Source organism: Paenibacillus albiflavus (assembly GCF_004344915.1).
In the GTDB taxonomy this organism is placed as follows: Bacteria; Bacillota; Bacilli; order Paenibacillales; family NBRC-103111; genus Paenibacillus_AM; species Paenibacillus_AM albiflavus.
The window spans coordinates 50360-64964 of sequence record NZ_SKFG01000016.1 but is presented as its reverse complement, the minus strand read 5'-3'; the positions used below and the strand labels follow the sequence as shown (position 1 = coordinate 64964).

Here is a 14605-nt window from a genome sequence, read left to right as displayed (position 1 = left end):
TAATATAAAACATTATGGACCTGCCCCGTTGGCGAGGTCCTCCTTTTTTTGTGTGCCAGATCAGAAGGCATCTCTATATTCGACATTAATTGACGTAATATTCAAACAAATGGTAGTATTTTCTTAATTGGTTAGAAGTACTTTGGAGGGATCATAAATGATATCCGTTTTTAATACGAACAAAAAGAAAGTTTTTATGTTATTTATATCGATTATCCTTTTATTTGTGATAGACGCTAAGACATTTGCTAAGGATAACAGTTCTTCGACTACAGAAAATGTAGTTAAGCAATGGGAGTTAGATCTCATGAAGTTATATGGACTAAGACCATTTATGCGTGATATGCCCAAAATAGCACCTGACGGAACAGCTTATATGGCTTTGAATAACATTAAAGCAAATAAGCTATCTATAATTTCTTTTACTTTAGATGGACATATCAATTGGAAGAAAGATTATGATTATTACGATTTAAGCCAAAGTTCATATAGAAATTTCCAACTTGATAATAAAGGAAATATATATTATATCTCCGTAAGTGATAAAAACTTAACTACTCTACATTGTTTAAAACCGGATGGAACAGAGAAATGGTCTCGTAGTGTTATTAACACAAGAACAGGGGATAAACTGAGACCTGAGGTATTAAGTCAGATTAACAGCTATTCTCCTTCCATAAGAAATAGAGAATTAAAGGCAGGATCTGAGAGATCCTATCACTTTAATGTAAATAATGATGGCACAGTCACAATGTTATCAAGTAGTGGGTTGACAATAAATTTTGTTTATCAAATCGATGATCAGGGTAATATCCTCACAATGAAGGAAATTAAATCTGAAGGTCTTTCTGCAGCAGGCATATACTTAATTGGTGGGAAAAATGACTTTTATTCTCAAAATAACTACATAGATTTTTATGATACTAAAGGTAATAAATTATTTGATTTTAAAATGAATGAAAATGAAATTGCACAATGGCACTTTTTACAAAATAAATCCATTATACTTGTATTGTCAGAACTTAAAAGTATTAAAAATAAAAAAGGTGAGATTGAACAAATAAGACTTGGTACCCGTCTTGTTGGACTTGACCCTAAAGGAAATGTTTTGTGGTCGAGGAAGGTGGTTGATTCTGGAACTTATGTTAGTAGCTATCTTATGGGGGATCGATTTTATTATCACTTAGATTATAGAGGCCCTAATATTTATGAAGTAGATCCTCTTACTGGTACCGAAAAAACAATAATTCAATCAGACGGATATCATAAATTTCAAATTCTTAAACCTAACGTGGAATTGGACAAAAGTCAGTTTACGCAAGATTCCAAATGGTTGCTTTTTGAGTCTGCAATTGATGCTTTCGATTCGCACGAGTATATTATAAATACGGAAACTGGTCAAACGGTATTATTAACGCAGGAACCGAGTTATGCGATGTTTAGTTACAAAGATGCTCTTTATTTTACACAATTAGGTCCTGATTGGAAATTGGAGCTTTATAAAATACTTCCGAAAGGTGAATCTTTTTACTAAGTATGATGTTTCCTTTAATATGACAATTTGTCTCACAAATGAAATATTCCTGTTATGATCCCATAATGTTCATGGCGTAATATAATAGGCAAGACCCCCTTTTTAATATAAAACATTATGGACCTGCCCCGTTGGCGAGGTCCTCTTTTTTTTATATTATAGTGTTAACGAATAATGATGGGGAGCAGAACTATGCTGACCAGAAGGAAGATTTGAATTAATCTTTCCGTCACTGAGCCTGTTTTAACAGCAAGAAACTTAGGAATTAATCGGAATTTCATTCTAAGCGGCCAAAGCAGCGCGACACCTTGTTCGTTAAATAGATCCAGCAGGGTGTGTGATGCATAGGCTAGTAAGCTGGCCCATAAATAAGTTTGGGGTAACGGTAATAGCAAAAAATACAGCCCTAATATACAGATTAGTGAATGTGTTAGTGTACGATGACGGATTTTGAGAAATCGTAATAAAGCCGATACTGGGAAAAAGATTCTAGCAATCGTCGATCCAGGCTTATCAATGTCCGCAAGCGGTCCGGCCAGACATCCGATCATAAGAAGTGCAGCGGATTCCCAAGAGATGAGAGGTTCGTTAAAATATAGGACGACGCTCTCCGCTGCTAATAAACCTGCGAGACTGTGTGTTTTCTGTAACATAAGATGATCTACTCCAATTTCTAATCTAAGCAGTATTTGTGTATTATGCAGATGCTAATTATAGCAAACATATGATCGTATTTATAGTGTGAGATCATATTTAAGGGGCGATTGTGTGAGAAGAGTTTATCTGATTTGGCTTATAACCGCATTGTATATGTTCGGGTTGATTATAATAAGCAATATTCATAAATCAAGCAACATAATGATTCCTAAAGAAGAAGCAGAAAGTATTGCAATGGAACAAGCATTAAATGAGGGATATAAGGAAGTAAGGCTATGGACTCGATTCAATGCGGAAACCACATCGATGTATGCTTATTCCGAGGAGGAGAAGACAGATATCAAGGTGTGGAAAGTAAGAATTGAAGCAAAGGATAATCCCCCAATAGCTAATAATCCTGCAGTTCTATATTATATTAAAGCTAAAGATGGATCTGTTCTTGCCGCGTTTCGAAGCTTGACTCAAGCAGGCATAGTAATAAAAATTGGGGATACTCAATTAAACTATAATGAGGCTGACAAGAAATTAGTTTATGAATCCAAGTTTATTAATTCTGGAGATAAGGATTATTTGATCGAATGGATACAACCGTTTTTAAATCAACATATACTAAGCAGGATAGAGGAAAGTAAATTAAAGATGAATATTAACAAAACCCTTCCTCATAATTCAGAATTATTAATAAATGGTGAGTTTGAAACAGAGGAGTTAGAGTCTAAATCCATAGAAGATTTAATTATTGGCTATTTGATAAAAATGAAGGAGGACGATGTACCTTTCTCGGTATATGACGAGCGCTATTGGAATGGTACAGATCTACAGTCATATCGTTAATCCTATTTTCTTATTGCTTGTAATTTGTATCACAAATGAAATATTCCTGTTATAGTCCTATAATGTTCATCGGGTAATATAATAGGCAAGACCCCCTTTTTTAATATATACCCTTGAGGACCTGCCCCGTTGGCAAGGTCCTCCTTTTTTTTGTGCAGGCATACAACTTTATTATGCTATTCTCGTCTATATAATTGGGATATATTTCAAATTTCTGTTGAAGGGGTATGAGAAGGTGAATAAGCGGCACAATTTTAGTGGAATCATTATTTTGCTTGTTGTCGTAGGTGCCATAATTGCAGGAACGTTATGGTTTAGTTCGATGAATCATGTTAGTTCAGTTCCCGCACCAACTTTAATCCCTATTGGTTCTGAAACCTCAACTATGTTTCCTAGTTCTCCACCACTGAAACCATCGAGTAGCCCAAGTCCAACTCCCTTTCCAGAAGTAACGATAGAAGAGCAACAAGCATTTGCCGTGGAAGTGAAGGAAGAGCCAATTATAACTGATTGGCCTGAGGATACAGAAGCACTGATTCGATTGGATTCTGAACCAAGAATGATAAAGGATTCATTGTCTGTCATTGTTCCTAATCGTGATGAATCCATTACGATTTTTTTCAAAAATCGAATGAATCGTGTTTCTGTTGAACAGTCGCTTAAGAAAATAGATACTAGTGATGCAATGCAGATATATCCCAAACTGCTATTACACTGGTCAAATGATTATCAACTTCATGTTAAGTTTCGGGTATCTCAAGAAGAAGTGATCCCTAACGTCAAGGATATGTATTATTTTGATTTGAATGGGGCTATGACTTATGATGGTCAAATGCTTCAGTTTCATCGATTTATTGGAAACGTTGCTGAACCTAATCAATGGTGGCAAGTAGCAATAGATGAGCCGAGTAAGATGAAGCCGTTAACATCTTTTGAAATTCCTTATCTGATTCAAAGTGTGGATCGTGATGGTCGTTATGTAATGCTCTCTAGAGTAATCGACTACTGTGGATGTGACCGTATGACATCATCCGTATACAGTCTTTATGACACAACGATGGGTACGTATGAGGATTATCCACTTGAAGTTCAATTAACCAAGGATTACAGAGGAAGCGGGTCGTTTGTTGCAGATCATCGTGGATTTTTTTATGACAATGAAGCTGCTCTTAAGTCACAGTTGCCAACTATTGATACCGCTGTTCAATTCCAATTGAAAGATTACGTACACCGAGCTTCATTTTCCAAGGATAATAGGTTTATTATTATGATTACAGGGCCTAAGGAACCGCAAGAGGGTAAGAAATTAGATTTAACGATTGTTGAGCTTGCAACTCGTCAAATTACAACCCTCAGCCAAGTGATCAATGGACGAATTCCTTATCCCTCAATGCAAGAATCTAATCTACACCCATTTATTGATGATGGCAAGGATGTATATTTATTTGTAAATGCATTGAAACCAGAGGATGGAGAAGTTCGGTATCGGTATAATTGGAATATGAAAAAACTGATTAAGTGGGAACCGCCTAAAACTGAAATTATTCCGCCTATTTATCAGGCTGGTTTTGTCCCTTCGGACGATGGGCAATATCGAATCTATTCAGGCGGCATATACGAAGGTGAGCGGCGCATCATTTCATATGAAGGTATACTGAATAAGCCATGGGAAATGTGGATTCCAAACTCACATCGTATCGTTAGATTAGAAGGTGATGATAGCGAACATACGCTCAGAATTTTCGATGTTGATACCAGAGTGGAAGTAAATTATGATTTAGGAACTTTAGTTATAACCGGGTCTCGATTCGTATCAGCTGATGGCAAGTATTTGTACACATCTGCAAGTAATTTGTCTCACAAATGAAATATTCCTGTTATGGTACCATAATGTTCATGGCGTAATATAATAAACAAGACCCCCTTTTAATATAAAACCTTGAGGACCTGCCCCGTTGGCAAGGTCCTCCTTTTTTTTGCGTAACGGGTTTGCACGATATTTAAACGGAGTTGTGGTATTATATTCATATATTCAAAAGTATAATGATTGAAGGAGCGTACGCGATGAATAACAATATCCAACAGTTTAAAGCTGATTTTTATAAAGCGTTGGCGCATCCGATGAGAATTCGAATTCTTGAGGTTCTTTGTGAAGGAGATAAGAACGTTAACGAAATTCAGAGCATTCTAGGTTCTGAAGGTTCCGCGGTATCACAGCAATTATCGGTTTTACGAAATAAGAATGTGGTCAGTTGTGTAAAAGAAGGTACTTCCGTTATTTATTCATTGCGCGATCCTCTGATTAAGGACCTGCTAGCTGTGACGAAGCAAATATTCGACAATCATCTTGTTGATGCTATCTCCATCCTAGAGGTAATCAGACAAGAGTCTTAAATGTAAAACAAGGGCATCCATGAGGCGTTACTAAGGATCACCTTGTTTTTTGCGTTTGAATAACAAGTGTTTTTTTTCTTCGTAAATTTAGCAATTGACTTTGCCGAGAGGGCGGAGTACATTTTATATATTCAAATAATCAAATATATGAATAAAAGAAGGTATAAAGATGAAGTGGGCAGGAAGATTTGAACATTACCATGCGGCTGCTTTTCGTAAAGATCTCATTTCGGGTTTAATCGTCGGTATTATTGCCATTCCATTAGGGATGGCTTTTGCTATTGCCGCAGGAGTTAAGCCTGAATATGGGATTTATACGACAATCGTAGCGGGTATTCTTATTTCTTTATTAGGGGGCTCTAAATTTCAAATTGGCGGCCCAACGGGGGCATTCATTCCGATCCTTTTTGCTATCGTCAATCAATATGGTTACGAGAACTTACTGATTGCTGGATTCTTGGCAGGAATAATGCTTGTTCTGATGGGCGTATTCAAGCTTGGCGTATTGATTAAGTTTATTCCTCGTCCTGTAACGATCGGATTCACTGCTGGTATAGCAGTTATTATTTTCAGCGGACAAATTGCCAATTTCTTAGGACTAAGTGGAATTGAGAAACACGAAAATTTCTTGCCTAACATGAAAGAGATTGTGATGCATCTGGGAACAACGAATATTTATAGCGTCGTTACGGCCTTGATTTGTTTAGTTGTCATCTTGCTTACACCAAGATTTCTACCGAAAGTTCCAGGTTCTCTGTTAGGACTGCTAGTATCCACTATTGTTGCGGCTCTGTTCTTCCAAGGAGAAGTTGCTACGATTGGATCGTCCTTCGGGGCCATTCCAAGCACCTTGCCGCAATTTCATTTTCCAGAAATCACATGGGAACGGATTGAGGTCATGATTCGCCCTGCATTTATTATCGCGATGCTCGGAGGTATTGAATCTTTGCTATCGGCTGTTGTTGCAGATGGCATGACAGGGAGTCGGCATAATAGTAATCGGGAGCTGATCGGACAAGGGATTGCGAATATGGTAACACCACTCTTTGGCGGTATTCCCGCAACTGGCGCGATAGCAAGGACGGCAACTAACATCCGAAACGGTGCGGTGTCACCGATGTCTGGTATCATACACGGTATCGTCGTTCTTCTGGTGCTTATTTTGTTTGCACCCTATGCATCAGGAATTCCTTTGGCAAGCATGGCTCCAATTCTAATGCTCGTTGCCTGGAACATGAGTGAACGTAAGCAATTTGCTCATGTGTTAAAAACCAAGACGACGGATTCGCTCGTACTTCTCATAACGTTTGTGTTAACGGTATTTACAAACTTGACTACCGCTGTTGAAGTAGGCTTAATTCTAGCTGTTATCTTGTTCGTTAAACGCATGAGTGATGTAATGCGAGTAGCCAAGGTACTGCCTGATCCTGACACAAAACATGAGAAAATGAAATCTCATATGGTAACAGAAGGTCATGATTGTCCGCAATTCGGTATTTACGCGATTGAAGGACCCTTGTTTTTTGGTGCGGCGAGTATGTTTGAGCAATCGATTATGGATACGATTCATAAACGACCTAAGGTTCTGCTGCTGCGCATGGGCAAAGTACCTTTTATGGATACAACAGGTGAGGCTAATCTAACTAGTCTCGTTAAGGATTTTCAGAAACATGGTGGGATCCTTCTGATGTCAGGGGTTCAACCGCAGCCACTAGAGGTATTAAAGAAAACAGGTTTGTATACACTGATTGGTGAGGAGCATTTGTTCGAACATACGGGCGATGCGATTGATTATGCGCTGTTCCAATTGGATCAGAATAAATGCTTGGGCTGCAAGCATTTTGCTTTCCGAGAGTGTACAAAATTATCGTATATAGAACCAAAGCGTTCAACTTCTTGACAGCCCGATCATATGTATGTTATAAAATCAATAATTAACAACTTGATAAATTTGATGACGAGAACGAGTAAGTTGTAGATCTGATCTTCAGAGAGCTGGTGCATTGCTGAAAGCCAGCGTTCAGGTAACAGCCCAAAATCATCTCTGAGAAACAAAGCTGAACATTGATTGTGATCAGTAAGCCTAGTCGGAATTCCACCGTTACAAGGAACACGTATGATGGTACGTTGATGGAGTGCTATGATCATAGGGCAATGACCTTATGATTGTGGAATTTGGGTGGTAACGCGAGTAATAACTCGTCCCATATTGGGGCGGGTTTTTTTGTGTTTTATTGGTCTGTTTTTTCTTGGCTTTTGAAGATGAATATTGTGATAAGGGGTTGGAATCGATGAAGAAGATTGATGTCAAAGAAAAAGCAAGAGCACGCGAGCTGCGTGTACTGCAGAACTGGAAAGAAAAAGATACGTTCAAAGAGTCTATTCGTTTAAGAGGAGACAGCCCGGCTTTCGTATTCTATGAAGGCCCTCCAACTGCAAATGGCGTACCCCACATCGGTCATGTACTTGGCAGGGTAATTAAGGATTTTATCGGTCGGTACAAAACGATGTCTGGTTTCAAAGTTATTCGTAAAGCAGGCTGGGATACGCATGGCTTGCCTGTAGAGCTCGGAGTTGAGAAGCAGCTTGGCATTTCGGGCAAACAGGAAATTGAGAAATACGGTGTTGAGAAATTCGTGCGCAAGTGCAAAGATAGTGTGTTCGAATACGAGAAGCAGTGGAGAGAACTAACGGAAGCTATCGGTTACTGGACAGATCTGGATAACCCTTATATTACATTGAAAAATGAGTATATCGAAAGCGTCTGGAACATTCTATCGACCATTCATGGTAAAGGCTTGTTATATCGCGGACATCGAGTCAGTCCTTATTGTCCTTGCTGCCAAACGACGCTCAGCTCTCATGAAGTGGCGCAAGGCTATGAAGATGTCAAAGATCTAAGTGCAACTGTGAAATTCCGCTTGAAAAATTCAAGTGAGTTCATACTGGCTTGGACGACAACACCTTGGACATTGCCTGCGAACGTCGCACTAGCGGTGAATCCAGATTTAGAGTATTCCCGTGTGAAGCAGGAGAATGAAGTATTTATCATCGCAAGCAATCTTGTCGAGGATGTAATGAAAGGCGATTATGAAGTTGAATCTACTTTAACTGGTGCTGAGCTAGTGGGTAAGGCTTATGAGCCGCCATTCAGCTATGCAACAGTCCCAGGCGGGCATGTTGTCATTGCCGGTGATTTTGTCAGTGATTCAAGCGGTACAGGGATCGTGCATATCGCACCTGCTCATGGTGAAGATGACTATAAAGTAGCTAGACAGAACAGTATTGGTATGCTGAGCGTAGTAGATACTGCAGGTAAATATACCGATGTTGTTACAGATTTGGCTGGACGATTCGTTAAGGACTGTGATGTTGATATTGTTAAGCTGCTAGCTGAACGCGGACTTCTGTTCTCGAAGCAAAAATATGAACATAGTTATCCATTCTGCTGGCGCTGCAAATCCCCACTTCTTTATTACGCAATGGAAAGCTGGTTTATAGAGACCACAGCAGTTAAGGATCAATTAATTGCGAATAACAATGAAATCGATTGGTACCCATCCCATCTGAAGGAAGGTCGCTTTGGCAAGTTCTTAGAGGATTTGGTGGATTGGAATATTAGTCGTAACCGATACTGGGGAACACCGCTGAATATTTGGACATGTGAAGATTGCCAATCGGAGTATGCGCCAAGCAGCTATGCTGATTTGAAAAATCATGCTGTAGGAGACATCGGGGATCATCTTGAGCTTCATAAGCCATATATAGACGATGTGAAGCTGAAATGTCCGAAGTGTGCAGGAACGATGGAAAGAACATCTGAGGTTATCGACGTATGGTTCGATAGCGGTTCAATGCCTTTTGCACAGTATCACCATCCTTTTGATAACGAGGAGCTGTTCCAAGAGCAATATCCTGCGGATATGATCGTGGAAGGTATTGATCAGACAAGAGGCTGGTTCTATAGTTTGCTTGCGGTTTCAACTTTATATAACGGGCAGACGCCTTATAAATCTGTATTAGCAACAGGTCACGTGCTAGATGAGAACGGTCAGAAAATGTCCAAGAGCAAAGGGAACGTCATCGACCCTTGGGAGATAATTGAGGAATTGGGTACGGATGCGTTCCGTTGGTCGCTATTAGCAGATAGTGCACCATGGAATAGCAAACGATTCTCCAAGCAGATCGTTACCGAAGCTAAGTCGAAGGTGATCGATACCCTTCATAATACACATGCGTTCTATGCGCTGTATGCGTCACTTGATTCATTCAATCCGGATGAACATGAGCAATTGCCTAAAACGAATAAATTGGATCGTTGGATCATATCGAGATTGCATTCGACGATCAAAGCGGTTCATACAGGACTTGAAACGTATGATTTCATGAATCCTGCCAAATTAATTGAAGCTTATGTTGATGAGCTAAGCAACTGGTACATCCGTAGATCCAGAGATCGCTTCTGGGGCAGTGAGATGACGGCTGACAAAATCACCGCTTATCAGACATTGCAAGAAGTATTATTGACATTAAGCAAGCTTATCGCTCCTTTTGCGCCATTTATTTCCGAGGAAATATTTGAGAATTTGGGTGGTCAGGGCAGCGTTCATCATACGGATTATCCGATGGCAAATGAATCTTTAATTGATTTGCAATTAGAGAAGGATATGGAAACGACTCGTAATATGGTTGAATTAGCGCGCAATATTCGGAATGAGGTGGCGATTAAGACACGTCAGCCATTGTCCGAAATGTTCGTATCCATGGATGATGATTTTGACTTAGAAGCGTATAGTGCAATCGTGAAGGACGAAGTGAACGTCAAAGAAATTCATATCGTGCATAGTGATAGTGAATTTGTTGAACTGTCCTTTAAGCTGAATCTGAAGATTGGCGGGCCGAAATATGGTAAGCATGTAGGTTTGATTCAAGGCTACTTGCAGAAGCTTACGCCAGAACAAGCTCGTGCAGTATCGCAGCAAGGATTTGTCGAGATAGCAGCTGCTGATGGCGAGAACCTGCATATTACAATCGATGAGTTATTAGTTCAGAAGCAATCGAGAAAAGGCTTTGCATCCGCGTCTGGCTATGATCTCGCAGTAGCACTGAATACAGAAATTACCCCAGAGCTGGAACAAGAGGGTCTCGTTCGTGAGGTTGTGAGGGTTATTCAAGATTATCGCAAGAAACTTGATCTGCCAATTGAACAACGAATTCAATTGGTCCTGGATGTAGCTCCAGAAATTCAGCATGCCATCACGAATAACGAAAGCTTACTATGGGATAATGTTCTGCTGTTAAAGCTGTCATTTGGCAAAAAAGACAATATGGAATACGCCACATTCGGTGATCAAGCTGTAGGCATGTGGATTGAGTAGAGTAACCTGTCGATTTTCACATAAACGATAAAAATAACATGCCACATTCCTGTTAATTTCGTCGCGTACAATATTGACATATCCGTCTTACTCGTTGAGCATGATTGTCACTAAAAAACGAAGAACAGCAGCTAGGAAATATGCCTAATTGCTGTTCTTTGCGCTTTATTTGAATTTACGCCAATCCATCTTGCTATTCTCAAGAAGATGCTCGAAATTGTTGTCGAGGCGCTTTTGCTCTTTCTTGCGAGCTTCTTCAGCTTGCTTACGCGCTTCTTCCTTCTGCTTGGCCTCTACTTCTCTCATTGCATCAGCTTGTGCTCTAAGCTTGCTGACAAGCTCTGGATTAAGCAAATCCTTGAGCGTTGCAGGTTTATCTTCCTGTAGAGCTGCTGATCTAGCGGAAGCGGGAGTCTGTCTGTTTTTCTTAGCCATATTCATCACCTCGGTTGTTAGTTATCAACATTTTAACATAAATGAAATATTCCTATTATGGCAAGTGTAAATTCTTTGATTTCAGATATTCAAAAACTATCAGTATCTCAACAAGAACAGTTGCATTTCATGGAGGATAAATTGTAATGATAAAAAATAATTTCAAAATAGAACACATTCCAGCAATTTTGTGGGGTGACAAATCAGATAAGTTATTTGTGGTGGTGCATGGTAACATGTCAAATAAGGCAGATGACTCGATTATTGTATTTGCAGAAGAAGCAACAGCAGTAGGTTATCAAGTGCTTAGTTTTGATTTACCTCAACATGGTGACCGTAAGGATGATACTTATCTTTGCAAAGTTCAAAACTGTGTTCAAGACCTTAACACAATTATGACCTATGCAAAATCGTTATCAAATAATATAAGCATTTTTGCTTGTAGCATGGGAGCATATTTTTGCCTATTAGAATATAGCCGTGAGCCGTTAAAGCAGTGCTTGTTTCTCTCTCCTGTGGTAAATATGGAACGTATCATAAATAATATGATGACATGGTTTAACGTAAGTGAGAGTAGACTAAAAATAGAGAAAGAAATATCTACACCTATTGGACAAACTCTCTATTGGGATTACTACTGTTATGTGAAAGAACATCCTATTGTTGCTTGGAATAATCCAACTTCAATTCTCTATGGTTCAGAAGATAACTTATGTGAGTTTGACGTTGTATCTGAATTTAATAAACGTTTTAACTGTAATTTGCAAGTAATGGAGAATGGAGAACACTATTTCCATTCTGAGGAACAGTTGCAGTATTTCAGACAATGGCTGAAAAAACATATTTACGTTAAATGATAATAAAAAATGATTGATGTATAAATTTCTTTAAAAGCGAATTAAGGGAAGTCAAGATGGCTTCCCTTAAAAGTTATTTAATTTCAACATTGTTTTAAAACATCGCCCAATATAAAAACCTTAAGGATCTGCCACGTTGGCGAGCTCCTCCTTTTTTGTCGAGCCTTCTGTCTTCAAAAAAGTATTGCTATAGTAGCACTATAGATGGCTTTCTTGATCTACACCTTAAAATTTTGAATTTTCTAAAAATTGTTAAATAATAATAAGAACTAGGTACTAATCTAATATGAATTATAGTAAATTCAAAAAATTGTCACCAAATTCCTAAATTATATGAAATGTTTATGATAGAATTAGAATAATTTTTTAGCGACATGAATTCATATAATATAGCATTTTTTATAGCATTTTTCGTTTTATTTAGACATTTTTTTTCAATAAATTTCTTTTTTCGCTAAAAGAGGTAGTGACAAACTAGTCAAATAGTCTTATTATATACAAAAATGAGAATTTTGCACTATACTTTAACAGAGTGAAATGAAGGTGAGCAACATACGTGAAGCAATTTTGGAAGTAAAGGCGCTTAAGACAGTGTTTAAAGATAGAAAGAGTGAGAAAACCATTGTCGATGGCATTGACTTTGAAATTGGACAGAATGAAGTAGTCGCCCTGGTCGGCGAGTCTGGCTGTGGCAAAAGCATGACTTCCTTGTCAATCATGCAGCTTCTGCCAGGGGATGGTGAAGTAACCGAAGGAGAGGTCTGCTTTCGCGGACGTAATCTGGTTGGTCTGAAGAACAAAGAGATGTCGAAGGTACGGGGTCGGCATATCGCGATGATCTTTCAAGAGCCAATGACCTCTCTGAATCCCGTACTAACCATTGGTGTACAAATGACGGAAGCGATTAAAAGGCATCTGGGGCATACGAAAACAGAAGCAAACGAAATCGCAGATAACTGGCTGCGCAGGGTAGGTTTTCCAGAGCCGACCAGAATTCGCAAGGAGTACCCTCATCGTCTGTCTGGCGGTATGCGGCAGAGAGTGATGCTGGCCATGTCGATGGCCTGCAAGCCAGATCTGCTAATAGCGGATGAACCAACGACTGCACTGGATGTAACCATTCAAGCCCAAGTGCTAGATTTGATTCGAGACTTGATTCAGGAGTCCAGTATGTCCGTTCTTTTCATTACACATGATCTGGGAGTGGTAGCCGAGATGGCACACCGTGTCATTGTAATGTACGCTGGACAGATCGTAGAAACCGCTGATGTTCGCACATTGTTTACCTCTCCATTGCATCCTTATACCAAAGGATTGCTGAATTCCACTCCTCGTATGCAGGGAGCAATTGAGAAATTGTCCCCGATTCCTGGTACAGTACCTCAAGCAGGCAATTTTCCAGCTGGATGCCGTTTTGCAGACCGCTGTTCAATGGCAACAGAGGCATGCAGAGCTCAGATGCCTGAATTGAGGGAGATGGGTTCGGGTCATAAGGTACGATGCATCATGGTTTAGCAGACGTAAAGGGGGATATAGAACGTGAGTACTCCACTTCTTGAAGTAAAAGGACTCAAAAAGCATTTTAGGATAGGCAATAGCTCCAAGAATGGCGCAGTTAAAGCAGTTGACGGAGTTGACTTTACAGTTAATAAAGGTGAGACATTGGGAATCGTAGGCGAGTCTGGCTGTGGCAAATCGACAGTTGGCCGATTGGTTTTACGTTTGCTTGATTTGACCAATGGCCAAATACTCTTCGACGGTGTCGACCTTGGTAAATTGAATCAGCGGCAGCTTCGCCCGCTGCGCAAAGATCTACAATGTGTTTTTCAAGACCCATATGCTTCTCTTAACCCACGTATGACAATTGGTAAAGCTATCGCAGAGCCTTTAATCATACAGGCAGGATTAAGCGGACAGGAAGCCATGCAGCGTGCAGAAGCTTTAATAGAAATGGTAGGACTGAGAGCACAAGCTTCGAGGCTATACCCTCATGAGTTCTCGGGAGGCCAGAGGCAGCGCATTGCTATTGCCCGGGCCATTTCCTTAAACCCTAAACTCATTGTAGCGGACGAGCCTGTTTCTGCCCTGGATGTTTCTGTCCAAGCTCAAATTGTCAATCTGCTTGGTGAGCTGCAAACGCAAACCAAAGTGTCCTACTTGTTCATCTCTCATAATTTGAGCATTGTGAGACATATCTCTGACAGAGTGGCAGTAATGTACTTGGGACAAATCGTAGAGACGGCTAGCCGTGATCAGTTATTTGATAATCCGAAGCATCCCTATACGCAAGCGCTCTTGTCAGCTGTTCCTGAACCTGACATAGAAAACAAGCGAGACCGAATCGTTCTAAGCGGTGAAGTCCCAAATGCGGCTAATCCGCCATCAGGATGTCCGTTTCATCCTCGGTGCCCGCATGCAGTTCAACGCTGCAGCGCAGAGAAGCCTATTTTTCGAGAAATTGAGCCGGGGCATTATGCATCGTGCCATTTCATATAAAAACAATTATACAATGAGGG

11 protein-coding genes and 1 other annotated feature are annotated in these 14605 nt (G+C 39.8%); of the genes, 9 read left to right on the top strand and 2 right to left on the bottom strand.

The features are described 5' to 3' along the window. Positions 1-157 precede the first annotated feature (157 nt). Positions 158-1534, top strand: a complete 1377-nt coding sequence (locus tag E0485_RS15680; protein WP_132419009.1) for a hypothetical protein — start codon at positions 158-160, stop codon at positions 1532-1534. Positions 1535-1698: 164 nt separating this feature from the next. On the opposite strand, the gene E0485_RS15675 is transcribed toward E0485_RS15680, so the two are convergent. Then, positions 1699-2187, bottom strand: coding sequence for a metal-dependent hydrolase (locus E0485_RS15675; RefSeq protein WP_132419008.1), 489 nt, complete (start codon positions 2185-2187; stop codon positions 1699-1701). Positions 2188-2302: 115 nt separating this feature from the next. Between E0485_RS15675 and E0485_RS15670 the strand changes: the two genes are divergently transcribed. The 5 genes from E0485_RS15670 (at position 2303) to ileS (ending at position 10797) form a co-directional block, all read left to right on the top strand. Beyond that, on the top strand, positions 2303-3025 hold the full coding sequence (locus E0485_RS15670) for a hypothetical protein (protein ID WP_132419007.1): 723 nt from the start codon (positions 2303-2305) through the stop codon (positions 3023-3025). Positions 3026-3260: 235 nt separating this feature from the next. Beyond that, the gene (locus E0485_RS15665; RefSeq protein ID WP_132419006.1) at positions 3261-4892 is read left to right on the top strand and encodes a hypothetical protein; all 1632 of its coding nucleotides are present in this window, start codon (positions 3261-3263) and stop codon (positions 4890-4892) included. Between the two features lie 197 nt (positions 4893-5089). Then, a complete protein-coding gene (locus E0485_RS15660; protein WP_132419005.1) occupies positions 5090-5419 on the top strand; it encodes an ArsR/SmtB family transcription factor in 330 nt (109 codons plus the stop codon). A gap of 169 nt (positions 5420-5588) precedes the next feature. Continuing rightward, entirely contained in the window at positions 5589-7319 is a 1731-nt protein-coding gene (locus E0485_RS15655) for a SulP family inorganic anion transporter (protein ID WP_132419004.1), read from the top strand. A 45-nt stretch (positions 7320-7364) separates the two neighbouring features. Next, positions 7365-7629, top strand: a binding site (T-box leader). Positions 7630-7710: 81 nt separating this feature from the next. Continuing rightward, entirely contained in the window at positions 7711-10797 is a 3087-nt protein-coding gene (gene ileS / locus E0485_RS15650) for an isoleucine--tRNA ligase (RefSeq protein ID WP_132419003.1), read from the top strand. A 165-nt stretch (positions 10798-10962) separates the two neighbouring features. On the opposite strand, the gene E0485_RS15645 is transcribed toward ileS, so the two are convergent. Beyond that, the gene (locus tag E0485_RS15645; protein ID WP_132419002.1) at positions 10963-11232 is read right to left on the bottom strand and encodes a YqkE family protein; all 270 of its coding nucleotides are present in this window, start codon (positions 11230-11232) and stop codon (positions 10963-10965) included. A gap of 146 nt (positions 11233-11378) precedes the next feature. On the opposite strand from E0485_RS15645, the gene E0485_RS15640 reads away from it, so the two are divergent. The 3 genes from E0485_RS15640 to E0485_RS15630 all read left to right on the top strand — a co-directional run bounded on the left by E0485_RS15640 (position 11379) and on the right by E0485_RS15630 (position 14585). Next, positions 11379-12089, top strand: coding sequence for an alpha/beta hydrolase (locus E0485_RS15640; protein WP_132419001.1), 711 nt, complete (start codon positions 11379-11381; stop codon positions 12087-12089). 552 nt (positions 12090-12641) lie between these two features. Beyond that, positions 12642-13604 carry an ABC transporter ATP-binding protein gene (locus E0485_RS15635; RefSeq protein ID WP_165921208.1) on the top strand — a complete coding sequence of 321 codons (963 nt, stop codon included), beginning with the start codon at positions 12642-12644 and terminating at the stop codon, positions 13602-13604. A 24-nt stretch (positions 13605-13628) separates the two neighbouring features. Then, on the top strand, positions 13629-14585 hold the full coding sequence (locus tag E0485_RS15630) for an ABC transporter ATP-binding protein (protein WP_132418999.1): 957 nt from the start codon (positions 13629-13631) through the stop codon (positions 14583-14585). Positions 14586-14605 lie beyond the last annotated feature (20 nt).